We start from the raw sequence: 21,972 nt of genomic DNA, 5'->3' as shown, positions 1-21,972 counted from the left end.
AAGGGACTTCCAAGCCCCTCACCCGTCATCCCGATGTAGCGCCTTCCTGATCCGGCGCATGGATATCCAGATGGCGGCAAGGACGACCGGCACGGCGAGGCCGGTGGCGACGCGGTCGTTGATTGGAAGGCCGGTATCCTTTAGCGCCTTGAACAGATATCCCAGAAGTCCGACGGCGTAATAGGTGATCGCCGCCACCGACAGGCCTTCGACGGTTTGTTGCAGGCGGAGTTGCAGTTTGACGCGGCGGTCCATGCTGGCGAGCAGGTCGCGGTTTTGGGCTTCGAGCAGGATATCGACCCGCGTGCGCAGAAGGTTGTTGGCACGGGCCACCCGTTTTGAGAGGACTTCGAGGCGATCCCCGATATTCTGGCAGGTGCGCATGGCCGGGGCCAGACGGCGTTCCATGAATTCGGTCATGGTTTGCAGGCCTTCGACCCGTTCCTCGCGCAGTTCGACGAGGCGGGCCTGCAGGATGCGGTAATAGGCGCGCGCGGCACTGAACCGGTAATTCAGCGATGCGGCCATTTCTTCGGTCTGGGCGGCAAGGTCGGTCAGTTTTTGCAGGGTGCCTTCGTCGTCGGTGTGCGATTTGCTGGCCATTTCGGCGGTGATCGATGACAGGCGGGTATCGATTTCCGAGACCTTGGGCGTTGCGCAATGGGCCAGCGGAAAGGCCAGCAACGCCATCATGCGATAAACCTCGATTTCCTTGAGCCGCTGGATCAGACGACCGGCCTGCAGGACTTCGAGGCCCTGATCGCGGATCAGGATGCGGCCAAAGCCATCGCCATGCAGGCGAAAATCGGTCCAGACCATTGCCGTGCCACCCAAAACGCGGCTGCCGGTCAGGCCGTTATGATCAAACAGGCGCGATACTTCATCAGACGAGCGTTCATCGCGGTCCATCGCGATGTGCAAGCCCACCAGAAGCTGCCCCGGCGTGGCTTCAAGCCAGTCCTGCGGGATCAGGTTGATGACCAGGTCATCAAACGGATGATCAAAGGCGGCCTGCCGTTTGAAGACATAGACCGTGAATTCCGCATGGCGTTCCCAGATGACGGAAAAACCGTCGCACTGGGCTTCGTAATATTTCTGATCGGGTGCCGGGGGTGTCAGGCTGTATCGCTGGCAGAAGCCCTGAAAATGATCGCGGACATCGGTATCAAGTTCCTCGCCCGCGTGAAAGGCGATGCAGGTGCAGCGGGCCGGGCTTTGTACCCCGCCAAACGGGCGGGCATGGATTTCGTTATGAAGGGCGACACGCTGGGGATGTTCAACAAACATTGCCACGGGCTTTCATAATTGGCCATTGCGGTCTATATAGAGCCTTCGGGGCACGCCCCGACACGTTCTGTATAGACGAAAGTCCAAGGTGGCAGATAGCCCTGAAAACGTAAGGGAAAATACTGTCACAAATGCTTTAACTTACAGGCGAAAATCGCCCGCTTGGCCAAAACTGGCCGCCCGTCGCCCATCTGTTGCCATCCGGCACGCCCGCAAGGAGGTTTCATGACCGATCTGAGCAAAACCGACAGCCTGTTTTTCGCCAATGGCGACCTTGATCGCGACCGGCTTGAAAAGCAGGTTAATGACGCGCTGGGTGCGGCGGAAGACGGGGAACTTTTCCTTGAATACCGGCAATCCGAAAGCCTGACATGGGATGATGGCCGCCTGCGCAGTGCCAACTTCGACACCGCACAGGGTTTTGGCCTGCGCGCGGTTGCCGATGAAGCCACCGCCTTTTCGCATTCCAACGAACTTTCCAATGACGCGGTTGGCCGTGCGGCCGAGACCGTCAAGGCAGTTGGCAATGGCCGGTCGGGCAAGGTCGATCTGGGATCAATCGGCACCAATGTGTCGCTTTATTCCGATGTCAATCCGCTGGGCGAAGCCACGTTTGAGGCGAAGGTTGATCTGCTGGGCAAGATCGATGCCTATGCGCGCGCCAAGGACCCGCGCGTAGTGCAGGTTTCCGCATCGATTTCGGGCAACTGGCAGGCAGTACAGATCTGGCGCAGCGGCGGGCAGCGGATTGGCGATATTCGCCCGCTGGTGCGGTTTAACGTATCGGTCGTCGTCAAGCAGGGCGACCGCATGGAAACCGGATCGCATGGTCAGGGCGGACGCATTGGCTATGACGGGTTCTTTGAGGAAAAAAGCTGGAAATCCGCAGTTGACGAAGCATTGCGTCAGGCGACGCTGAACCTTGAATCGGTTGCCGCCCCCGCGGGCGAGATGACCGTGGTGCTTGGTCCGGGCTGGCCGGGGATTTTGCTGCATGAAGCCATCGGCCACGGGCTTGAGGGCGACTTTAACCGCAAGGGCACATCGGCCTTTGCCGGTTTGCTTGGCCAGCGGATTGCATCGCCGGGTGTCACGGTTGTTGATGACGGCACGATCCATGATCGCCGCGGGTCGCTTTCGATTGATGATGAAGGCACCCCGACCCAGCGCACGGTCCTGATCGAGGATGGCATCCTGAAGGGCTTCATGCAGGACCGCCTGAATGCGCGCCTGACCGGGGTGAAATCCACCGGCAATGGTCGTCGGCAATCCTATGCCCATGCGCCAATGCCGCGCATGACCAATACCTATATGCTGGGCGGTGACAAGGACCCGGGCGAAATCCTGGCGTCGGTCAAGAAAGGCATTTATGCGGTCAATTTCGGCGGCGGCCAGGTCGATATCACATCGGGCAAGTTCGTGTTTTCCGCATCCGAGGCCTATCTGATCGAAAACGGCAAGCTTGGCGCACCGGTCAAGGGTGCGACCCTGATTGGCAATGGCCCCGACAGCCTGACCAAGGTTTCCATGATCGGCAATGACATGAAGCTTGATGACGGGATCGGAACGTGTGGCAAGGATGGCCAGGGTGTGCCGGTTGGCGTTGGTCAGCCAACACTTCGCATTGATGGCCTGACCGTTGGCGGCACCGCCGTTTAGCGTGCAGAATGCCAGTATGATTTCAAAGCCTGCTTGCGTTAAACCGTAAGCAGGCTTTTTATTTGCCCATCGCCACCATTGATAACGAGGCCCCGATGAACTTTTCGTCTGATAACGTGTCACCGATCTGCCCGGAAATCCTTGCCGCGATTGGCGAGGCCAGTGATCCCGCCCTGCCCTATGGTGCGGACGCGGCAAGCCAGCAGCTTGATGGCGCGTTTTCGGATCTGTTTGGCAAAGAAGTTGCGGTGGTGCCGGTAGCGACGGGGACGGCGGCCAATCTTGTCGGATTGTCGGCACTGGTGTCGCCGTTTGGCGGGGTGGCCTGCCATCATCAGGCACATATCAACCGGACGGAATCGACCGGGGTGGCGTTTTATGGCAACGGGGCGAAGCTTCTGACCATGGACGGGCCATCGGCGAAGCTGTTGCCCGAGACACTTGATGCGTTTTTAACCCGCGAAAACACCCATGGCATGCATTCGGTTGACCCGGAATGTGTTGCCATCACGCAGGCGACCGAATTCGGCACGATCTATGACGTTGATGAGGTGCAGGCGATTGGCAGGGTCGCCAAGGCGCATGGCATGAAGTTTTTCATGGACGGGGCGCGATTTGCCAATGCGATTGCCGCCCTTGGCTGCCATCCGGCCGATATCACCTGGAAGGCGGGGCTTGATGTTTTAAGTTTTGGCGCCACCAAGAACGGGGCGATGGCGGTTGATGCGATCATCCTGTTTGACCCGTCATTGCACGCAAGGGTCGAAAAGGCGCGCAAACGCGGTGGGCATCTGTTTTCCAAGCATCGCTATCTGGCGGCACAGCTTCTGGCCTATGTGAAGGATGATCTTTGGCTGCGCAATGCGCGCCATGCCAATCAGGCCGCAAGCGCCCTTTGCCAGTCGCTTGAAACCCTTGGTGCGCGTGCGGCATTCACCCCGCAGGGTAACGAGCTGTTCGTGCATATGAATGACGATCTGGCCGAACGGTTGCGCAAGGCCGGGCTGGTCTTTCGGCCATGGCCCGCGGTCGGGCCGGATGCGTTTCGCTTTGTTAGCGGCTGGAACAGCCCGATTGAGGCGATCCGCGCGTTACCCGAAACACTATAGGCATCATTGCCATTCGAACGGATCGCGTGTGATAAAGGTTGGTCAGGTTGCGGGGCAGTCCCCGCACCCTATGGACGCCACCACAAGACACGGACCCGTTCGATGAATTTTGCCTCTGACAATGTATCGCCCCTGTGCCCGGAAATCCTGAGCGCGCTGGAGCACGAAGCCTATGGCAATGCGCCGGCCTATGGGGCGGATGAAACCAGCCGTCAGCTTGACGCGGCCTTTTCCGAATTGTTTGACCGTGAGGTCGCGGTTGTTCCGGTTGCCACCGGGACCGCAGCAAACTGCATCAGCCTGTCGGCACTGGTATCGCCGTTTGGCGGCATCGTCTGCCATCACGAGGCCCATATCAACGAAGATGAAAGCACCGGCGTTGCCTTCTTTACCGGCGGGGCGAAGCTGATGCCGGTTGATGGTCCGGCGGCAAAGCTTGAAGCCGACAATCTGGATGCCTTTCTGGCAAGCCGGGTGGATCGCGGGGTGCATTCGGTGGCCCCGGAATGCGTTGCGATCACGCAGGCGACCGAACTGGGCACGGTTTACACCGCCGATGAAGTCGCCGCCATTGGCGCGATCTGCAAAAAGCGCGACCTGCGGCTTTTCATGGATGGGGCGCGGTTTGCCAATGCGGTTGCCCATCTGGGCTGCCACCCGGCGGATATCACGTGGAAGGCCGGTGTTGATGCGATCAGCTTTGGGGCAACCAAAAACGGTGCGCAGGCGGTTGATGCGATTGTCCTGTTTGATACGTCACTGCGCGGCAGGGTCGAACAGGCCCGCAAACGCAGCGGACATCTTTATTCCAAGCATCGCTATCTGGCGTCACAGCTTCTGGCCTATGTGAAGGATGATCTTTGGCTGCGCAATGCGCGCCATGCCAACGGGGCGGCCAGAACCCTTTGTGACATGCTGGTGTCGCATGGGGCGACTTTGGCGCATGCGGTCGAGGGTAACGAGCTTTTTGTCAGGCTTGCACCGGAGCTTGCGCAACGGATGCGTGATGCCGGCGCGTTATTCCATCCGTGGCCGTCATTGGGAGCGGATATTTACCGATTTGTGACGGCGTGGAACACGGATATCGCGCAAATCAGTGAACTTAATGATCGCATTACGCGCAATTGACCCGTGTAAGTGGTTCAGCAATCAAACGAATCTAGAAATTTCAAGAAGATAGATCGGACGGAAAAGCACGTTAGCTTTATGTGTTTTTCCGTTTGGTCATCAGTAGCCCCGAAAAAAATGCACGGCTCCCATACCCGATTGTGGGGGACAATTTCATAAAAATAACAGACACTTGACATAAATTCATCATTCATCCGATCAGGTCGTCCTACGTAGAACCCCGCAGGAAACGTTGACGATACGCAGAAACCCTGATTATTTTCCCTCGTCGATTGCCAACATAACTGTTGGATCGGGTAAACCCGCCCGACCCTTTGCACAAATTGCAATGCATGAGCCGTTCAAGGCCAGCAGCCACCCGTGCAAATTGTTTGGGCCAGCCTTGAGGGAGGCATCTTATATGAAAGCGAATTTCGTCAAAGCGGCGATCGGTGCAGGTCTGCTTGCAGCGACTGCGCTTGCTGCTCCGACTGCCGCTTCGGCAAAAACCCTGGTTTATTGCTCGGAAGGAAGCCCGGAAGGCTTCAACCCGCAGCTTTACACCGCGGGTACCACCTTTGACGCCACCTCGCGTCAGGTATTCAACCGTCTGGTACAGTTCAAGCGCGGCACGACCACCATCGTTCCGGGCCTTGCAACCAGCTGGGACGTATCGGCCGATGGCACGGAATACACCTTTAACCTGCGTAAAGGCGTTAAATTCCAGACCACCGATGCCTTCACCCCGACCCGCGATTTCAACGCAGACGACGTGATCTTCTCGTTCCGTCGCCAGTGGGACAAAGACCATCCGTACCATGCGGTTTCGGGTGGCGGTTACGAGTATTTCAACTCGATGTCCATGGGCGAACTGATCAAGGACATCGTCAAGGTTGACGATTACACCGTCAAATTCGTTCTGAACCGTCCGGAAGCACCGTTCATTGCCAACATGGCGATGGATTTCGCATCCATCCTGTCGGGTGAATATGCCGATCAGCTGATGGCTGCCGGTACGCCGGAACAGATCGACCTGAACCCGGTCGGTACCGGTCCGTTCCAGGTTGTCCAGTATCAGAAAGATGCGGTCATCCGTTACAAAGCGTTCCCGGAATACTGGGAAGGCAAGGCACCGATCGATAACCTGATCTTTGCCATCACCCCGGACAGCACGGTTCGTTACCAGAAGCTGAAAGCCGGCGAATGCCATGTCATGCCGTACCCGAACCCGGCTGATCTGGAAGCGATGGAAGCCGATGGCGACATCAACCTGATGAGTCAGGAAGGTCTGAACGTCGGTTATCTTGGTTACAACACCAAGAAAGAGCCGTTCACCGATGCACGTGTCCGTAAGGCACTGAACATGGCGATCAACAAAGCCGCCATCATCGAGGGTGTTTATCAGGGTGCAGGCGTTGCCGCCAAAAACCCGATTCCGCCGACCATCTGGTCGTACAACAACGATACCGTTGACGATCCGTATGATCCGGAAGCAGCCAAGAAATTGCTGGCAGAAGCCGGTTATCCGGATGGTTTCACCACCGATATCTGGGCCATGCCGGTACAGCGTCCCTACAACCCGAACGCACGCCGTATGGCTGAACTCGTTCAGGCTGACTGGGCCGCGATTGGCGTGAATGCCGAAATCGTTTCCTACGAGTGGGGCGAATACCTTGAGCGCACCAAAAATGGTGAACAGGGCAGCTTCATGCTCGGCTGGACCGGCGACAACGGTGACCCCGACAACTTCCTTGCTGTTCTGCTGGGTTGCGATGCCGTTGGCAGTGCAAACCGTGCACAGTGGTGCAACGAGGAATTCGACAGCCTGATTCAGCAGGCGAAAACCACTTCGGATGTTCTTGAACGTACCCGTCTGTACGAAGAAGCCCAGACCGTCTTCAAACGCGAAGCACCGTGGGCAACCATCGCGCACTCGATCGTTTTCGAACCGATCCGTAACGAAGTTGTCGACTACAAGATCGATCCGTTTGGCGGTCACATCTTCTACGGCGTCGATATCAAAGAATAAGACGCCCCTACACCTTGCCGAAGAGGCCCGGTTTTCCGGGCCTCTTTGCAATTCCGCAATAGAGAGAGATGTCCGCCCGCAGGCATTGCGCGCGGATGCTAAAAAGGCCCAATGGCATGCTAGGTTTCCTTTTACGCCGTTTGGGTGACGTCATACCGACCTTCTTTGGCGTTACCATTCTGGTGTTTCTGATGATTCACCTGATCCCGAGCGACCCGATCCAAATGCGAGCAGGCGAGCGCAGTATCAGTCCCGAACGATACGCCGAACTGCAAAAGGAATATGGTTTCGACAGACCGCTTGTCGTTCAGTATTTCGACTATCTTGGCGGCGTTTTGCAGGGTGATCTTGGTGAATCCTTCGTCACCAAGCGTCCGGTGATCGAAGAATTCGCGACCCTGTTCCCGGCAACGATTGAACTTTCCATCGCGGGAATATTGTTTGCGATCATTGTCGGTTTGCCATTGGGGGTTATTGCCGCGATCAACAGGGGAAAGTGGCTTGACCACCTGACCATGAGTTTATCGCTGACAGGATATTCAATGCCCATCTTCTGGTGGGCGCTGTTACTGATCATGTTCTTTTCGACGACGCTGGGCTGGACCCCGGTTTCCGGTCGCCTGTCGATCATGTATTACATCGAGCCGACCACCGGTTTCATGTTGATCGACACATTGCTCAGCGATGAAAAAGGCGCGTTTATCAGTGCGCTCCGTCATCTGATCCTGCCGACGATTGCGCTTGGCACCATTCCGATGGCCGTGATTGCGCGTATGACACGTTCCTCGATGCTTGAAGTTCTGGGCGAGGAATATATCCGGGTGGCGCGCGCCAAGGGCCTGGCCCCGATGCGGGTGATCATGGTCCATGCGCTGCGCAATGCCCTGATCCCGGTGATTACGGTGATCGGCCTTCAGGTCGGTGTGCTGTTTGCCGGTGCAATTCTGACTGAAACCATTTTCTCGTGGCCCGGTATTGGCAAATGGATTGTCGAGGCGTTGAACCGCCGCGATTACCCGACCATCCAGGGCGGCATCCTGATGATTGCCTTCGTGGTTATGGGGGTCAATCTGTTCGTCGATCTGATGTATGGGGTGATCAATCCCCGCATCCGGCACAAGCGTTAAGGGGGCACGGGAAATGACAAACCAGAATACCCAATCGACCACCCCCGAAACGGCAGCAGCCGAAGTGGTGGCCGTCGAGGACCAGAAGATCAATCCGCCCAGCCCGTTCATGGAAACGTGGAATTATTTCCGCAAGAACCGTGGCGCTTATGTCGGGCTGATCGTCATCTGCTTTATCCTGTTCATGGCGGCATTCGCCCAGTGGATTGCCCCGTTTGATCCGATTGCACAGGACCGCACCGCGTTCCTGAAACCGCCGATCTGGATGGAAGGTGCCGATCCGCGCTATATTCTTGGCACTGACGCGGTTGGCCGCGACATCCTGTCACGTCTGATCCATGGTGCGCAGCTTTCGGTGACCATCGGCGTATTCGTCGTGATCATTTCAATGATCGCCGGTATCATTCTTGGACTGGTTGCGGGATATTTCCGCGGCTGGATCGAAGTCGGCATCATGCGCATGATGGATACCATGCTGGCCCTGCCCAGCCTGATCATGGCGATGGCGATTGTCGCGATCCTCGGCCCGGGGCTTGAAAACGCCATGCTGGCGATTGCGATTGTCCAGTTGCCGCATTATGTGCGCCTGTCGCGTGCATCGGTGGTGTCGGAACTGAACAAGGAATATGTCATCGCATCGCAGATTGCCGGTGCCGGTCATATCCGCCAGATGTTCGTCAATATCCTGCCGAACTGCATGGCACCCCTGATCGTTCAGGGCACATTGGGCATTTCCAGTGCCATCCTTGATGCTGCGGCCCTTGGCTTCCTTGGCCTTGGCGCGCAGCCGCCGCTGCCGGAATGGGGCACCATGCTGGCCGAAGCCCGCGAATTCGTGGGATCGGCATGGTGGGTGATCACCTTCCCCGGCCTTTGCATCCTCGTCACCGTGCTTGCCTTCAACCTGATGGGTGATGGTCTGCGCGATGCCCTTGATCCCAAGATGAAGCGGTAAGTCATGGCTCTTCTCGAAGTTAAAAACCTGACAGTCGAGTTCGGCTCCGAAGACCGGCCGTTCCGTGCTGTTGATAATGTAAGCTATTCCGTTGATCGCGGTGAAGTCCTTGGCATCGTCGGTGAGTCCGGGTCGGGTAAATCCGTATCCTCGCTTGCCGTTATGGGCCTGATCGACTTCCCCGGTCGTGTCACTGCCGACAGCCTGACCTTTGATGGTCAGGACCTGCTGACGATGTCGCCCGGCAAGCGCCGTGCGATTACGGGCAAGGATATCGGCATGATCTTTCAGGATCCGATGTCGGCGCTTAATCCGTGCTTCACGGTTGAAGCCCAGATCATGGAAGCCCTGAAAGTCCATGAAGGTGGTTCAAAAAAGGAGCGGCGTGAACGTACGCTTGACCTTCTGAACCAGGTTGGTATTCCCGATCCGAAATCACGCATGACGGCCTATCCCCATCAACTTTCGGGCGGGATGAGCCAGCGTATCGTGATTGCGATGGCAATTGCCTGCAATCCGCGCCTGCTGATTGCCGATGAACCGACCACCGCCCTTGACGTGACCATTCAGGCCCAGATCATCGACCTGCTGCTGAAATTGCAGGACGATAGCGATATGGCCCTGATCCTGATCACGCACGATCTGGCACTGGTATCGGAAGCGGCTGATCGCATTCAGGTGATGTATGCCGGTCAGCTGTTTGAAAGTGGCCCGGCTGACAGCATCTTTGCCGCCCCGCGCCATCCCTATACCCAGGCGTTGCTTGAGGCATTGCCGGAACGTTCCGAAGGCCATGATCGCCTGCGCACCATCCCCGGTGTGGTTCCGGGTCAGTATGACCGCCCGGCGGGCTGTCTTCTGGCGCCGCGTTGCCGTTATGCCAATGATCGTTGCGTTGTCGAACGCCCCGATGTTGGTGCCTATAACGGGCGCGATGTGCGTTGCTTCTATCCGCTTGACGACCACGGCCAGCCGACCGGCCAGACAACCGGGGAGACCGTGTAATGAGCTTCCTTGATGCAAAACCCGGTGTTCCGCTGCTGGAATCCGATGATCTTGTCCGTCACTACGAAGTCAGCCGCGGTCTTGGCAAACCCAGTGCGATGGTCAAGGCGCTTGATGGTGTTTCCTTTACGCTGGAAGCCAAGAAAACGCTGGCGGTTGTTGGCGAGTCCGGTTGCGGCAAGTCCACGCTTGGCCGTCAGCTGACCCTGATTGAAAAGCCCAGCGCCGGACAGCTCAAAATCAACGGCGAAGCGGTTGGTGATCTGAGCGACAAGGAAGCCAAACTGTTCCGTCGCACGGTTCAGATGATCTTCCAGAACCCTTACGGGTCGCTGAACCCGCGCAAGAAGGTCGGCCAGATCCTTGGCGAGCCGGTGTTGCTGAACATGGATCTCGGCCGCAAGGAGCGCGAGGAACGTGTGCGCGATACCATGGCCAAGGTTGGCCTGCGCCCCGAATTTTACGGGCGCTATCCGCATATGTTTTCGGGCGGGCAGCGTCAGCGTATCGCGATTGCGCGCGCGCTGATCCTTGAACCGAAAGTCATCGTTGCCGATGAACCGGTTTCCGCCCTTGACGTATCGGTCCAGGCACAGGTTCTGAACCTGATGATGGACCTGCAGGAAGAGATGAATGTCGCCTATGTCTTCATCTCGCACGACCTTTCTGTTGTTCGCCATATTGCAGATGACGTCATGGTGATGTATTTGGGGCGCGTCGCTGAAAAGGGACCGACCGAAGAAATCTTTGCCAAACCGCTGCATCCCTATACAAGGGCGCTTCTGGCATCGGCACCAAAGATCGATCCGGCGCATCGCGTCAAGGCAGAGCCGCTTACCGGTGAACTGCCTTCACCGATCAATCCGCCGTCGGGCTGTGCGTTTCATAAACGCTGCCCGTTCGCGACCGACCATTGCGCACAGGTTCGCCCTGAATTGCGCATGTATGAAGGCCGCGAGGTGGCTTGCCATCGGGTCGAAGAAATCGCCTGAAAACAGGCGATCGCCCGGATATCCGGGTAGACAAGGGAGCAAGGGGGCGCGCTTTAACCAGCGCGCCCCTGAGCATTTGGAAGATAACTTTTCCGAGATTTCCGATCAGGCGGTACTACGCGTCCGGTCCGTTAAGGCCAGCAGCACCCCTGCGGCGATCAGAAGGCTGCCGCTAATGCGGTTAAGCCAGCGCATGTGACGTGCGGAACGGATCAGTCCCTTTACCTGCCCGCCGACCAGCCCGTATCCCAGAAGAACACAGGCCTCCATCGCGATGAAGGTCACGCCCATGATCGCAAATTGCGGGCCGTATGAACCGGCCTGATCAAGGAATTGCGGGAAGAAGGCGGTAAAGATCAGGATCGCCTTGGGATTGCCAATCGCGGTCAGGAATTCCGTCCGGGCCAATGACATCGCACCGGGATGGGCGACAAAACCGACGCTATCACCGGGAATCTCCGGTTCGGCAACCTTGGTCCGCCAGCTTTTGAGGCCAAGATAAACCAGATAGATCGCCCCACCCCATTTGATGATCATGAAGGCGGTTTCGCTGGCGGCAAGCACCACGCCAAGCCCCATGGCCGTCACCACAATCATCAGGGCAAAAGCAAGCAGTCGGCCCGCCCCGCCGATGGCGGCCGACGCAACGCCGTGACGCGCGCCATTGAACATCGCGAGAAGATTATTCGGTCCGGGGGCCATCGAAAGCGCCAAGGCAGCGCCGGAAAACAGCAACCATGTATCAAGCTGCATTTCGGGAAGTCCTGTGAAAAATTGGTGACCGGCTGATTGCGCCCGAAATTCAGTCGCGCGTCAAGGCGGCAATCATGGTTGCCGCAGCCGGCCATTTCGACGACAGGTCGGCCCGTTTGCCCATCGCAAAATCGGCGAAATCAAAACCGGGCGCCACCGTACAGCCCAGAAGGGAAAATTTGCCACCGGGTTTAAGGCGCGCGCCCTGCCAGACATTTTTCGGCACAATCATTTGCGGTTTCTGCCCCGCCAGCAGGTCATTGCCGATTTCAACCCGCCGGTGACTGCCATCGGCATAAAGTTGGAGCTGTTCAACCGGATCGCCAAGGTAATGATGGAAAATCTCGTCACTGGTCAGGATATGCATGCCCGAGAAGGTATCAGGGGTCAGCAGGTAATAGATCGCGGTCCCCGTTGATCGCACGCCAAGATACCGGTTGCCCGGATTGCAGGTTTCCAGCGCGCGGAATGTTTCCGCATAAAAGCCGCCTTCCGGATGAGGTTGCAGGCCGAGTTTTTCGATCAGGCTTTCGATGGTGAAATCATGGGGCATGATGGCACTTCCCTGCATGGATTGGATGATTGCCAACCATCATGACAAAAAAGGGGAACGGTGCAAACCGTTCCCCCGTATAATTTGGACATATGCGAAACGAGGACTTAGTGGCCCTTGTGTTCCTGATCGCCCATTTTCATGTCGCCGTGATCCATCCCGGCATCGCCGTGCGGGCCTTTGGACATTGACCCCATCACATCAATGGTCACCGGTATGTCGCCCGCCTTTTCAAAGGTCAGCGTTACGTCGATTTTTTCACCTTCGACCAGCGGCTTGTGCAGGCCGATCAGCATGACGTGATAGCTGCCCGGTTTGAACATCAGTTCACCATGCATCGGCACATCGATCCCGCCTTCGACCGGGCGCATCTTCATGACGTTGTTTTCCATGATATGCGTGTGCAGTTCGGTTTTATCGGCCAGATCGGATTTCACCCCGACAATGCGATCCGCCATGCCGGTATTTTCCACCGTCAGGAAGGCCGCGCCATTCGGCACCTTGCCAAGCGATGCCTTGGCCCAGGCATCCTTGATTTCGATATCGGCGGCAAACGCCTGGGTCGCGGCAAACAGACCGGCCAGGGTCGCAATAACAGCAAACAGTTTTTTCATGATCTTTGTTTCCATCCTGATCCGGTGTGGATTGGTTGCATCACACCGGTGATTTGATTTCGGGTGTATCGGGAAATCAGATGGAATACGGTGGTGCGCGGGAATAGCGCGTACGCGGCAACGTGATCGTGGTGGCAATCAGGCGGGCTTGCGCATATTCGGCATCATGGATGATTGAAACCGGCGCACCAAACGGCACGCCCAGATTTACCATCGCCCCATGATGGGACGCGCAGAGCGAACAGAAACCATGACCTGCAGAATGCCCGCCGGAATTTTGGGATGCAGCATCGGGTGTGGCGTCGCCAAACGATACTGCGCGCACCCCATCCGCCGTGCAGATGAAAATCAGATCGCCACCGGGTGCGGCATTTGCCCCGGTAATGGCGGTTAACCCGCCGCCACTGCCCCCACCCAGAAGTGCGGTCACGAAACCCGATTGCGTCACCCCGGTCATCAGGATGACAACCGCCAGCAGCCAGACACGCAGGAGTTTGCCCGCGGCCCGGATATTCGTATGTGACAGCTTCGGTTTGGTGCGAATAAGCATGGAATTGGGTATGCCCGAATTTACCCCCCGCGACAATGAGATATATCATTGCCGCAGGATGACAATTGGGGCACGATCACTGCCGAAAAAGCTGATCCAGGCTGATCGAAAGGATACGTTTTTGCCGTACGCAATGGCTGTTCCGATATCCCTGCCCCATCCAGCAATGGTCGATGCCGATTGGGCAGACAGTTTTGCGATCACGATTGACGATCCCGACATCACACCCGAACAAGCCGCGCAAAAGATCATGGATGGCCGGCCGGTCTGGATGGGTTATCTGCTGGCACTGCGTAACATGATGGTCCGGCCGCTGGGGCTTAAAACCGGGCCGGAGCCAGATGCCAACGTCATCGGCCTTTTCCCGGTGATTGAGCGCGGGGACGATTTCATCGTGCTGGGCATGGATGACAGACATCTGGATTTTCGTCTGACGGTAGAGGTCGAAAAATTCCAGTGCGGGCAGACGGTGATCCGGTCCAGCACCCTTATCCGGCGGCACAATATGCTGGGTCGGGTGTATCTTGGCAGCATCATGCCGTTTCATAAGGCAATCGTGCCCGCGATGCTAAACGGCGCGTTCGCATCCCGATAGGCGGATAAAGAACGGGCCGGTCAAAACCGGCCCGCGTCATCCCATCAAATCAGATCATATCCCGTGCCCGGACCAGTTCATCGAACTTCGCCCCGTCAAGGAAGCCGAGCGCAATGGTTGCTTCCTTAAGGCTGCTGCGATCCTTGTGCGCCTTTTTGGCGACGGCGGCGGCGTTGTCATAGCCGATATGGGGTGCAAGGGCGGTCACCAGCATCAGGCTTTGTTCGACATAGTGATCGATTTTTTCCTGATCGGCTTCAAGGCCGACAACGCAGTTATCGGCAAAGCTGACCGAGGCATCGGCGATCAGGCGGATCGATTGCAGCAGGTTATAAATGATCACCGGCTTGAACACGTTCAGATCCAGATGACCGTTTGACCCACCAACCGTTACCGCAACATGGTTGCCGATAACCTGCGCGCAGACCATGGTGAGGGCTTCGGCCTGGGTCGGGTTGACCTTGCCCGGCATGATCGATGATCCCGGCTCGTTCGCGGGCAGGACCAGTTCACCAAGCCCGCAACGCGGACCGGAACCCAGCAGGCGGATATCGTTGCCGATCTTCATCAGCGACGTCGCCAGAACGTTCAGCACACCCGACATTTCAACACAGGCATCGTGGGCGGCAAGGGCTTCGAACTTGTTGGCCGCCGTTTCGAATTTAAGCCCGGTGATTGTCGAAACCTGTTTGGCAAATTCGACGTCAAAGCCCTTTGGGGCATTCAGGCCGGTGCCAAGCGCCGTGCCACCCTGCGCCAGTTTGCGAAGCCGAACCAGCGCATCATCAATACGATCAAGGCCAAGGGCGATCTGGGCGGCATAGCCCGAAAATTCCTGCCCCAGTGTCAGGGGTACTGCATCCTGCATGTGGGTGCGGCCAATTTTGACGATATCTGCAAAGGCTTTGACCTTGGCATCAAGGGCACTTCGCAAATGGGCAAGGGCCGGTTTCAGGTTTTCTTCGATCTCGACCACGGCGGCGATATGCATGGCGGCCGGGAAGCTGTCGTTGGACGACTGGCCGCGATTGACATGATCGTTGGGGTGAACCGGGTCACGTTTGCCCATCGGCTTGCCAAGGATTTCACAGGCACGGTTGGCGATGACCTCGTTGGCATTCATGTTGGTCTGGGTGCCACTGCCGGTCTGCCAGACGACAAGCGGGAAGTGATCAAGAAGCTTGCCATCGGCGACTTCGCGCGCGGCTGCCTCGATTGCCTTCGCAAGGTCTGCATCCAGATTGCCAAGGGCTGCATTGGCGCGCGCGGCGGCAAGTTTCTGGATCCCGAATGCCCGGATCAGCGCATCGGGCATGCGTTCGCCCCCGATGCGGAAATTCTGTTTGGATCGCTGGGTTTGCGCCCCCCAATACCGGTCCGCAGGCACGTCGATGCTGCCCATGGTGTCCTGTTCGGTGCGGGTGGTCACTGGATTGGTCACGATAGAAATCCTCCGTGTCAGAAAACATACTGACCGGGGCGGGAACCCGGCTGGCAACTATCTTTTGCCGTTCCCGAATATGGGCGCAAATGATCGTTCGCGCAAAGTCACTGTGTTGAAAAAATGCAGTTTTATCATCAGCGATAAAATATCAGCTGGCGATGGCACCCTGATCTGACGAGGCGTTGTCCTGCCATGCGACAATCTGAACGCCCATACGGTCAAGATGTGACAACAGTTTTTCAGGTGGCAAGCGATCCGTGATCACCCCGGTCAGGGCTTCAAGCGGTGCGATATTTTCAAGGTAACGCTGATCGAACTTGGTGTGATCCACCATCAGCCACGTTTCATCGGACCGTTCCATCATGGCGCGTTTGACCGCGACCGCGCGACGGTTAACGTCACTGAACCCCTGCCAGGCAACGCCCGATGCCCCGATAAAGGCCTTGTTGGCGTGAAAACGGCGCAGGAATTCGATTGTGTCATTGCCGTAGACCGCATTTTCACGAGGATCAAACTGCCCCGGACACATGATGACATCGTCAATGACGGCCTGTTCGCCCATGCCATGCACCACCGCATAGCAATTGGTCAGAACGGTGCGCCGCAATGCGCCGGGATTCTGGGCCATGTAGGGGGCAAGCTGGCTGACGGTGGAACCGGCATCGATCATGATCACATCGCCCGGCCGGATCATGTTGCCCGCCATGATGCCGATCCGTTCGAACCCGGCGACCGCGGTCATCTGGCGCTGGGCCAGATCAGGTTGATGGCCCATTGGCTGTGCGGATGCGCCGCCGAATTCGCGCTTGATCAAGCCATCGTCACTTAGCGCGTCCAGATCGCGGCGAATTGTTTCAGTTGCCACATCGAATCGTTCCGCCAATGTGGCAACTCTCACATGCGGATGAATTTGCAGTTCCTGAAGGATACGCTGCTGTCGTTCTTTTTTTCCGATACGCAAAGAGCCTCTCTCCCCCTGAACCGCCTAGCCCGCACCACTTTCGGATAAGGTTAGCAGTTATTTTTGTAACTGATTGTTACAGTTTTATGTTGCTTTTCAAACTTTTTACCACTTTATAATGTTGATAAAAGCAACAACAAAAACAACAAAACCACATTTAAAACCGGCATGAAGCCCGCGTTTACAGGGAAGAAAGGTTCTGTCACATGTTTTCACATGCGAAAAAAATGGACATTTTGAAAGTTTCCACACTGCTTGCCGCCATCGGAATGATGAGCTTTGGCAGCAGCCCGGCATTTGCACAGGCCGATGATTGCATCGCACGTGGCGATCTTGATCAGATGTATTGTGATATGGATGGCGATCTGGTTGCCGATGCACCGCCCGCCGATCAGCAGGTTGACCCGGACACCCTCGTGTTTGCCTATACCCCGGTCGAAGACCCGGCGGTTTATGCCGATATCTGGGAGCCGTTCCTTGAACATCTTGAAAAAGTGACCGGCAAGGACGTTCATTTCTTTGCGGTTCAGTCGAATTCCGCCGAAGTCGAAGCCATGCGCAGCGGTCGTCTGCATGTTGCCGGTTTCTCGACCGGGCCGACCCCGTTTGCAGTTAACCTTGCCGGTGCGGTTCCGTTTGCCCTGATGGGTGCGGATGATGGCCGTTTTGGTTACACCTTGCAGCTTTATACCCGCGTTGACAGCGGCATCAATTCGCTTGCCGATCTTAAAGGCAAACGTGTCGCCCATACGTCCCCGACCTCGAACTCGGGCAACCTTGCACCGCGCGCCCTTCTGCCCGGTCAGGGCATCGTCCCGGAACAGGATTACGAAGTCGTCTATTCCGGATCGCACGACCAGTCGATGCTGGGCGTTGTTGCCGGTGACTATGACGCAGCCCCGGTCGCATCCGAAGTGGTTGAACGTATGGCCCAGCGCGATCTGTACGATCCGGCTGACGTCAAAATCCTTTATGAAAGCAAGCCGTTCCCGACCACTTCGTTCAACTATGCCTATAACCTGAAGCCCGAACTGATCGAAAAGATCAAGGAAGCCTTCTTTACCTTCGACATGAAGGGCACGGCACTTGGCGAAGAATTCAAGGGTGTCACCAAATTCGTACCGGTCACCTATCAGAAAGACTGGGACGTCATTCGTGAAATCCAGGCTGCCAACGGTGTGAAATACACCCCGGACAACCTGAAGTAATCCCTTTTTTCAAACTGCTTCTGCCGGGATCGATTTTCGATCCCGGTAGTCTTTTTTCAAGGTATCGTGATGCTGCGTATCAAAGATCTGGTCAAACGCTATGGCAAGGATGAGGCCGTTCTCAAGGACCTGAACCTTGAGGTTCCCGGCGAAAGCGTCGTTGCCATCATTGGGGCATCGGGTGCTGGTAAAAGCACGCTTTTGCGCTGTATTAACCGTCTGGTCGAACCGACATCGGGCTCAATTGACCTTAACGGCACCGAACTGACGACTTTGTCCGGCGGCGAGTTGCGTTTGGCACGTCGCCGTATCGGCATGATTTTTCAGGGTTTCAACCTGATCAACCGTTTGACGGTGATGGAAAATGTTCTGTCGGGACGGTTGGGATATGTTCCAACCTGGCGCGCCATGACCCGCAATTTCCCCCAAAGCGACATTGATCGTGCCTTCCAATTGATGGAACGTGTCGGTATTGCCCATTATGCCAACAAACGCGCCGATGAATTATCGGGTGGCGAACGCCAGCGTGTCGGCGTCGTTCGCGCCCTGATGCAGGAACCCGAAATCCTGCTGGCCGATGAGCCCACGGCGTCGCTTGACCCCAAAACATCACGACAGATCATGGAATTGCTGCGTGCGCTTGCATCCGAGCTGCACCTGCCGGTTCTGATCAATATCCACAATGTCACCGAGGCCAAGGAATATACCCAGCGCATCGTCGGCATGCGGTTTGGTCGCATCATCTTTGACAGTGTGCCGACCGATCTTACCCAGGATGCCATGGATGAAATCTATGCCGGGGTTCCGGCAGAAGAACGTGGCGAAACCGGCGATCCGGAATCCCTGCGCGAGGTTGTATCGCAATGACCAGCTCCGTTGAAAAAACAACGGGCCATCGCACTTGGAAAAAACCGCCCTTTATCGCCAATCCGGCGATACGCTGGGCGATCATCCTTGGCGTATTGGCCTATGTCGTGTGGGCGGTCACCAGCCTGCCGTTTAACTGGGAACGTATTCAGGAAGGCATTCCGCGCGCCATCCGTATTTTCAAGGGCGCCTTCCCGCCTGACATGATCCGGGGTGAACTGGTGTTGCAGGGCTTTCTTGAAAGCATCAAGATCGCCATCGTTGCAACCCTTGCCGGTGTGATGCTCAGCGTGCCGATTGCCTTTGCCGCCGCATCCAATATTGCGCCCAAATGGCTTTATAACATCGGGCGTGCCACCATCATTATCGCGCGCAGTTTCCATCCGGTGATCGTTGCCATCCTGTTCGTCAAGGCGGTTGGTTTTGGTCCGCTGGCGGGGATTCTGACCCTGACGATCTATTCCATCGGTTTCGTTGCCAAAATGCTGGCCGAGCGGATCGAGGAAATCGACTGGGGCCAGGTTGAAGCCATCCGGGCGGCCGGTGGCGGGACATTTATCACCATGCTGTATGCCGTGATCCCGCAAATCATGCCCCGTCAGATCGGTCTTTCGATCTATCAGCTTGACAGCAATCTGCGTGCATCTGCCGTGGTCGGCATTGTGGGCGCGGGCGGGATCGGATCGACCCTGATGAATGCGTTTCGGCGCTATGACTATGACTTCGCGCTTGCGATCACGCTTTGCATTATCGGCGTCATCCTGATCAGCGAAGCCATAAGCGGCCGGATCCGGAGGAACATATGGTAACTACAACAAAAAATGCCGGGCCGGACGCCATCGCCGAACGCGAATGGTCACGCTATACCCCCAAACAACGCTGGCTGCGCTTTGCCATGTATGGCGGCGTAGTTCTGGCAACGGTCTGGTCGCTTTCGACGATCAACATCATCTGGCCGTGGCTTTGGGATGCCCCGAAACAAATGGGCGATCTTTTTTCGCGCATGTATCCGCCATCCCTCAATGATTGGGAAATGATCGCAATCACATTGCTTGAAACCGTCAATATTGCGACGATTGCAACCTTCTTTGCGGTGTTCCTTTCATTGCCGATTGCCCTGATCGCGGCCCAGAACACCACGCCCAACAAGCTGACGCTTTGGATTGGCCGGTTTATTCTGGTGTCGTCGCGGTCGGTCAATACCATCATCTGGGCGCTGCTGTTTGTTGCGATTTTCGGCCCCGGTGTGATGGCCGGTATTCTGGCGATTATTTTCCGTTCGATCGGTTTTATCGGCAAATTGCTGGGCGAGGCGATCGAGGAAATCGACCGGGCCCCGATCGAGGCGCTTGAGTCCGTCGGTGCATCGCGGTTCAAAATCCTGATTTACGGGGTTGTGCCACAGGTCATGCCGACTTTCTTTGCGGTGTCGATCCTGCGTTGGGACATCAATTTGCGTGAAAGTACGGTTCTGGGTCTGGTCGGGGCTGGCGGGATCGGTATCGTCCTGCAAGGCGCGATTGACACCTTTGCCTGGCAGACGGTTGCCACCATTCTTCTGGCGATCATCGGTCTTGTGATCGTGGGCGAGGCCCTGGCGGCCTGGCTGCGCAAAAAGGTGATCTGACGTGTCTGAACATTACGACCTTCTGGTCGTAGGCGGCGGCATCAATGGTGCGGGTATTGCCCGTGATGCCGCCGGTCGCGGCCTGTCCGTCCTTCTGGTCGAACAGCGCGACCTTGCCTCGGCCACCTCTTCATCCTCGACCAAACTGATCCATGGCGGTCTGCGTTATCTTGAACATTACGAATTCCGGCTGGTGCGCGAAGCCTTGCAGGAACGCGAAGTTCTTCTGGCAGCCGCCCCGCATATCATCTGGCCGCTGACCTTCGTTCTGCCGCACCATAAAGGCCTTCGGCCCAAATGGATGCTGCGTGCCGGACTGTTTCTGTATGACCATCTGGCAAAGCGCAAACGCCTGCCGGCTTCACGTGCCCTGTCCCTGAATGGCACGGCTGAGGGCAAACCGCTTCTGAACCAGTTCACCAGCGGCTTTTCCTATTCCGATTGCTGGGTCGATGATGCCAGGCTTGTGGTTTTAAACGCCCTTGATGCGCAGGCACGCGGGGCGGTGATCAAAACCCGGACGCGCTGTGCCGCCCTTGTGCGCGGAACGGACGGCTGGACCGCGACACTGCAATCCGAAGACGGCAAGGAAACCAGCATTTCGGCAAAGGCCGTGGTCAATGCCGCAGGTCCATGGGTGACCGAAATGGTCAATCGTGCCGGGCTTGGTGACAAGGCCGCGGGGTTACGCCTTGTCAAAGGCAGCCATTTTGTCGTGCCGCGCATTCACCCGCATGATCATTGCTATATCTTCCAGAACAGCGATGGTCGCATTGCCTTTGCCATCCCCTATCAGCAGGATTACACCCTGATCGGGACGACGGATGTGCCCTATGACGGTGATCCGGCCGAGGTGAAGATCAATGATGACGAAATCGATTACCTGCTTGATCTGGTGAACGGCTATCTGGCGACGCCCTTAACGCGGGCAGATATCGTTTGGGATTATGCCGGTGTCCGGCCGCTTTATGACGACAAGAACAGCAACGCATCGGCGGTCACGCGCGATTACGTGTTCGATCTCGATACCGGAGACGGCGATGCACCGGCGATCCTGTCGATATATGGCGGGAAAATCACCACCTATCGGCGGTTGGCCGAACATGCCTTGCAAAAGCTTTGTCCGGTTCTGGGCAATGATGCATCGGACTGGACCGCGACATCGGTTCTGCCGGGCGGGGATATGGCCGATGGCAATTTCGACCGGTTCCTGAGCAGTGTCAGGACAAAGTTCGGTTGGCTGCCCGAACAGGTCGCCCATCGCTGGGCACGCTGTTATGGCACGCGCCTGTTTGACATCGCGCCAAATGCCAAGGCCATTGGTGATCTGGGTGCGGAAGTTGCGCCCAACCTGTTTGAGGCAGAACTCCGTTTCCTGATGACACAGGAATGGGCCCGGTCCGCCGAGGATGTCCTTTGGCGACGGACCAAGCTTGGCCTTGGCATGGAAGAAAGCGATATCAACGCGGTTCGGGACTGGTTTGCAAACCGCGCGGATCAACTTGCCGCACAGTAAGCAACCGGCAACCG

Annotated in this window: 21 protein-coding genes; 14 read left to right on the top strand and 7 right to left on the bottom strand. The window is 56.9% G+C overall.

Annotated features, from left to right (window positions below; translation table 11 throughout):
- Positions 1 to 18 precede the first annotated feature (18 nt).
- Entirely contained in the window at positions 19 to 1,287 is a 1,269-nt protein-coding gene (locus TH5_RS13495) for a DUF3422 family protein (RefSeq protein ID WP_114122305.1), read from the bottom strand.
- A 225-nt stretch (positions 1,288 to 1,512) separates the two neighbouring features.
- Here TH5_RS13495 and tldD point away from each other — a divergent pair, with 225 nt between their 5' ends.
- The 8 genes from tldD (at position 1,513) to TH5_RS13455 (ending at position 11,270) form a co-directional block, all read left to right on the top strand.
- The gene (gene tldD / locus TH5_RS13490; RefSeq protein WP_007091177.1) at positions 1,513 to 2,946 is read left to right on the top strand and encodes a metalloprotease TldD; all 1,434 of its coding nucleotides are present in this window, start codon (positions 1,513 to 1,515) and stop codon (positions 2,944 to 2,946) included.
- A gap of 95 nt (positions 2,947 to 3,041) precedes the next feature.
- The gene (locus TH5_RS13485; RefSeq protein ID WP_114122343.1) at positions 3,042 to 4,055 is read left to right on the top strand and encodes a threonine aldolase family protein; all 1,014 of its coding nucleotides are present in this window, start codon (positions 3,042 to 3,044) and stop codon (positions 4,053 to 4,055) included.
- Positions 4,056 to 4,157: 102 nt separating this feature from the next.
- On the top strand, positions 4,158 to 5,183 hold the full coding sequence (locus tag TH5_RS13480; protein ID WP_114122304.1) for a threonine aldolase family protein: 1,026 nt from the start codon (positions 4,158 to 4,160) through the stop codon (positions 5,181 to 5,183).
- A 400-nt stretch (positions 5,184 to 5,583) separates the two neighbouring features.
- The gene (locus TH5_RS13475; RefSeq protein WP_037991195.1) at positions 5,584 to 7,191 is read left to right on the top strand and encodes an ABC transporter substrate-binding protein; all 1,608 of its coding nucleotides are present in this window, start codon (positions 5,584 to 5,586) and stop codon (positions 7,189 to 7,191) included.
- A 116-nt stretch (positions 7,192 to 7,307) separates the two neighbouring features.
- A complete protein-coding gene (locus TH5_RS13470; RefSeq protein ID WP_037991198.1) occupies positions 7,308 to 8,318 on the top strand; it encodes an ABC transporter permease subunit in 1,011 nt (336 codons plus the stop codon).
- Positions 8,319 to 8,331: 13 nt separating this feature from the next.
- A complete protein-coding gene (locus TH5_RS13465) occupies positions 8,332 to 9,273 on the top strand; it encodes an ABC transporter permease subunit (RefSeq protein ID WP_208638448.1) in 942 nt (313 codons plus the stop codon).
- Between the two features lie 3 nt (positions 9,274 to 9,276).
- Positions 9,277 to 10,278 carry a dipeptide ABC transporter ATP-binding protein gene (gene dppD, locus TH5_RS13460; protein WP_062951479.1) on the top strand — a complete coding sequence of 334 codons (1,002 nt, stop codon included), beginning with the start codon at positions 9,277 to 9,279 and terminating at the stop codon, positions 10,276 to 10,278.
- The gene (locus tag TH5_RS13455) at positions 10,278 to 11,270 is read left to right on the top strand and encodes a peptide ABC transporter ATP-binding protein (protein ID WP_114122303.1); all 993 of its coding nucleotides are present in this window, start codon (positions 10,278 to 10,280) and stop codon (positions 11,268 to 11,270) included. Before dppD ends, TH5_RS13455 begins: the two co-directional genes overlap by 1 nt.
- A 105-nt stretch (positions 11,271 to 11,375) precedes the next feature.
- Here the strand turns inward: TH5_RS13455 and TH5_RS13450 are convergent, their stop codons facing one another.
- From TH5_RS13450 to TH5_RS25515, 4 genes are all read right to left on the bottom strand, one after another.
- The gene (locus tag TH5_RS13450; RefSeq protein WP_114122302.1) at positions 11,376 to 12,023 is read right to left on the bottom strand and encodes a LysE family translocator; all 648 of its coding nucleotides are present in this window, start codon (positions 12,021 to 12,023) and stop codon (positions 11,376 to 11,378) included.
- 49 nt (positions 12,024 to 12,072) lie between these two features.
- The gene (locus TH5_RS13445; RefSeq protein ID WP_114122341.1) at positions 12,073 to 12,576 is read right to left on the bottom strand and encodes a cupin domain-containing protein; all 504 of its coding nucleotides are present in this window, start codon (positions 12,574 to 12,576) and stop codon (positions 12,073 to 12,075) included.
- 107 nt (positions 12,577 to 12,683) lie between these two features.
- Entirely contained in the window at positions 12,684 to 13,190 is a 507-nt protein-coding gene (locus TH5_RS13440) for a copper chaperone PCu(A)C (protein ID WP_231858229.1), read from the bottom strand.
- A gap of 76 nt (positions 13,191 to 13,266) precedes the next feature.
- On the bottom strand, positions 13,267 to 13,740 hold the full coding sequence (locus TH5_RS25515; protein ID WP_167443552.1) for a DUF2946 family protein: 474 nt from the start codon (positions 13,738 to 13,740) through the stop codon (positions 13,267 to 13,269).
- Between the two features lie 121 nt (positions 13,741 to 13,861).
- Between TH5_RS25515 and TH5_RS25510 the strand changes: the two genes are divergently transcribed.
- Entirely contained in the window at positions 13,862 to 14,335 is a 474-nt protein-coding gene (locus tag TH5_RS25510; RefSeq protein ID WP_167443551.1) for a DUF2867 domain-containing protein, read from the top strand.
- A 49-nt stretch (positions 14,336 to 14,384) separates the two neighbouring features.
- Here the strand turns inward: TH5_RS25510 and fumC are convergent, their stop codons facing one another.
- Entirely contained in the window at positions 14,385 to 15,776 is a 1,392-nt protein-coding gene (fumC, locus tag TH5_RS13430; protein ID WP_114122300.1) for a class II fumarate hydratase, read from the bottom strand.
- 151 nt (positions 15,777 to 15,927) lie between these two features.
- On the bottom strand, positions 15,928 to 16,740 hold the full coding sequence (locus TH5_RS13425) for a DeoR/GlpR family DNA-binding transcription regulator (protein ID WP_114122299.1): 813 nt from the start codon (positions 16,738 to 16,740) through the stop codon (positions 15,928 to 15,930).
- A 227-nt stretch (positions 16,741 to 16,967) separates the two neighbouring features.
- Here TH5_RS13425 and phnD point away from each other — a divergent pair, with 227 nt between their 5' ends.
- The 5 genes from phnD to glpD all read left to right on the top strand — a co-directional run bounded on the left by phnD (position 16,968) and on the right by glpD (position 21,958).
- Positions 16,968 to 17,948: a phosphate/phosphite/phosphonate ABC transporter substrate-binding protein gene (phnD, locus tag TH5_RS13420; RefSeq protein WP_244204913.1), complete on the top strand. Its 981-nt coding sequence runs from the start codon at positions 16,968 to 16,970 to the stop codon at positions 17,946 to 17,948.
- A 69-nt stretch (positions 17,949 to 18,017) separates the two neighbouring features.
- Positions 18,018 to 18,815, top strand: a complete 798-nt coding sequence (phnC, locus tag TH5_RS13415; RefSeq protein ID WP_114122297.1) for a phosphonate ABC transporter ATP-binding protein — start codon at positions 18,018 to 18,020, stop codon at positions 18,813 to 18,815.
- Positions 18,812 to 19,624 carry a phosphonate ABC transporter, permease protein PhnE gene (gene phnE / locus TH5_RS13410; RefSeq protein WP_063093293.1) on the top strand — a complete coding sequence of 271 codons (813 nt, stop codon included), beginning with the start codon at positions 18,812 to 18,814 and terminating at the stop codon, positions 19,622 to 19,624. The genes phnC and phnE (TH5_RS13410) overlap by 4 nt, the downstream gene beginning before the upstream one ends.
- Positions 19,618 to 20,442, top strand: coding sequence for a phosphonate ABC transporter, permease protein PhnE (gene phnE / locus TH5_RS13405; protein ID WP_062950608.1), 825 nt, complete (start codon positions 19,618 to 19,620; stop codon positions 20,440 to 20,442). Before phnE (TH5_RS13410) ends, phnE (TH5_RS13405) begins: the two co-directional genes overlap by 7 nt.
- Before the next feature lies 1 nt (position 20,443).
- Positions 20,444 to 21,958, top strand: a complete 1,515-nt coding sequence (gene glpD / locus TH5_RS13400) for a glycerol-3-phosphate dehydrogenase (protein ID WP_114122296.1) — start codon at positions 20,444 to 20,446, stop codon at positions 21,956 to 21,958.
- Positions 21,959 to 21,972: the final 14 nt, after the last annotated feature.

This window comes from Thalassospira xianhensis MCCC 1A02616 (assembly GCF_003326475.1).
Taxonomy (GTDB): domain Bacteria; phylum Pseudomonadota; class Alphaproteobacteria; order Rhodospirillales; family Thalassospiraceae; genus Thalassospira; species Thalassospira xianhensis.
The sequence above is the reverse complement of the archived record's forward strand: the minus strand, read 5'-3'. Positions and strand labels throughout refer to the sequence as shown.

Excerpts from the sequence above, each read along its gene's own strand:
- TH5_RS13495 (WP_114122305.1), bottom strand. The coding sequence starts at position 1,287 with ATGTTTGTTGAACATCCCCAGCGTGTCGCCCTTCATAACGAAATCCAT.
- tldD (WP_007091177.1), top strand. The coding sequence starts at position 1,513 with ATGACCGATCTGAGCAAAACCGACAGCCTGTTTTTCGCCAATGGCGAC.
- TH5_RS13485 (WP_114122343.1), top strand. The coding sequence starts at position 3,042 with ATGAACTTTTCGTCTGATAACGTGTCACCGATCTGCCCGGAAATCCTT.
- TH5_RS13480 (WP_114122304.1), top strand. The coding sequence starts at position 4,158 with ATGAATTTTGCCTCTGACAATGTATCGCCCCTGTGCCCGGAAATCCTG.
- TH5_RS13475 (WP_037991195.1), top strand. The coding sequence starts at position 5,584 with ATGAAAGCGAATTTCGTCAAAGCGGCGATCGGTGCAGGTCTGCTTGCA.
- TH5_RS13470 (WP_037991198.1), top strand. The coding sequence starts at position 7,308 with ATGCTAGGTTTCCTTTTACGCCGTTTGGGTGACGTCATACCGACCTTC.
- TH5_RS13465 (WP_208638448.1), top strand. The coding sequence starts at position 8,332 with ATGACAAACCAGAATACCCAATCGACCACCCCCGAAACGGCAGCAGCC.
- dppD (WP_062951479.1), top strand. The coding sequence starts at position 9,277 with ATGGCTCTTCTCGAAGTTAAAAACCTGACAGTCGAGTTCGGCTCCGAA.
- TH5_RS13455 (WP_114122303.1), top strand. The coding sequence starts at position 10,278 with ATGAGCTTCCTTGATGCAAAACCCGGTGTTCCGCTGCTGGAATCCGAT.
- TH5_RS13450 (WP_114122302.1), bottom strand. The coding sequence starts at position 12,023 with ATGCAGCTTGATACATGGTTGCTGTTTTCCGGCGCTGCCTTGGCGCTT.
- TH5_RS13445 (WP_114122341.1), bottom strand. The coding sequence starts at position 12,576 with ATGCCCCATGATTTCACCATCGAAAGCCTGATCGAAAAACTCGGCCTG.
- TH5_RS13440 (WP_231858229.1), bottom strand. The coding sequence starts at position 13,190 with ATGAAAAAACTGTTTGCTGTTATTGCGACCCTGGCCGGTCTGTTTGCC.
- TH5_RS25515 (WP_167443552.1), bottom strand. The coding sequence starts at position 13,740 with ATGCTTATTCGCACCAAACCGAAGCTGTCACATACGAATATCCGGGCC.
- phnD (WP_244204913.1), top strand. The coding sequence starts at position 16,968 with ATGGACATTTTGAAAGTTTCCACACTGCTTGCCGCCATCGGAATGATG.
- phnC (WP_114122297.1), top strand. The coding sequence starts at position 18,018 with ATGCTGCGTATCAAAGATCTGGTCAAACGCTATGGCAAGGATGAGGCC.
- phnE (WP_063093293.1), top strand. The coding sequence starts at position 18,812 with ATGACCAGCTCCGTTGAAAAAACAACGGGCCATCGCACTTGGAAAAAA.
- phnE (WP_062950608.1), top strand. The coding sequence starts at position 19,618 with ATGGTAACTACAACAAAAAATGCCGGGCCGGACGCCATCGCCGAACGC.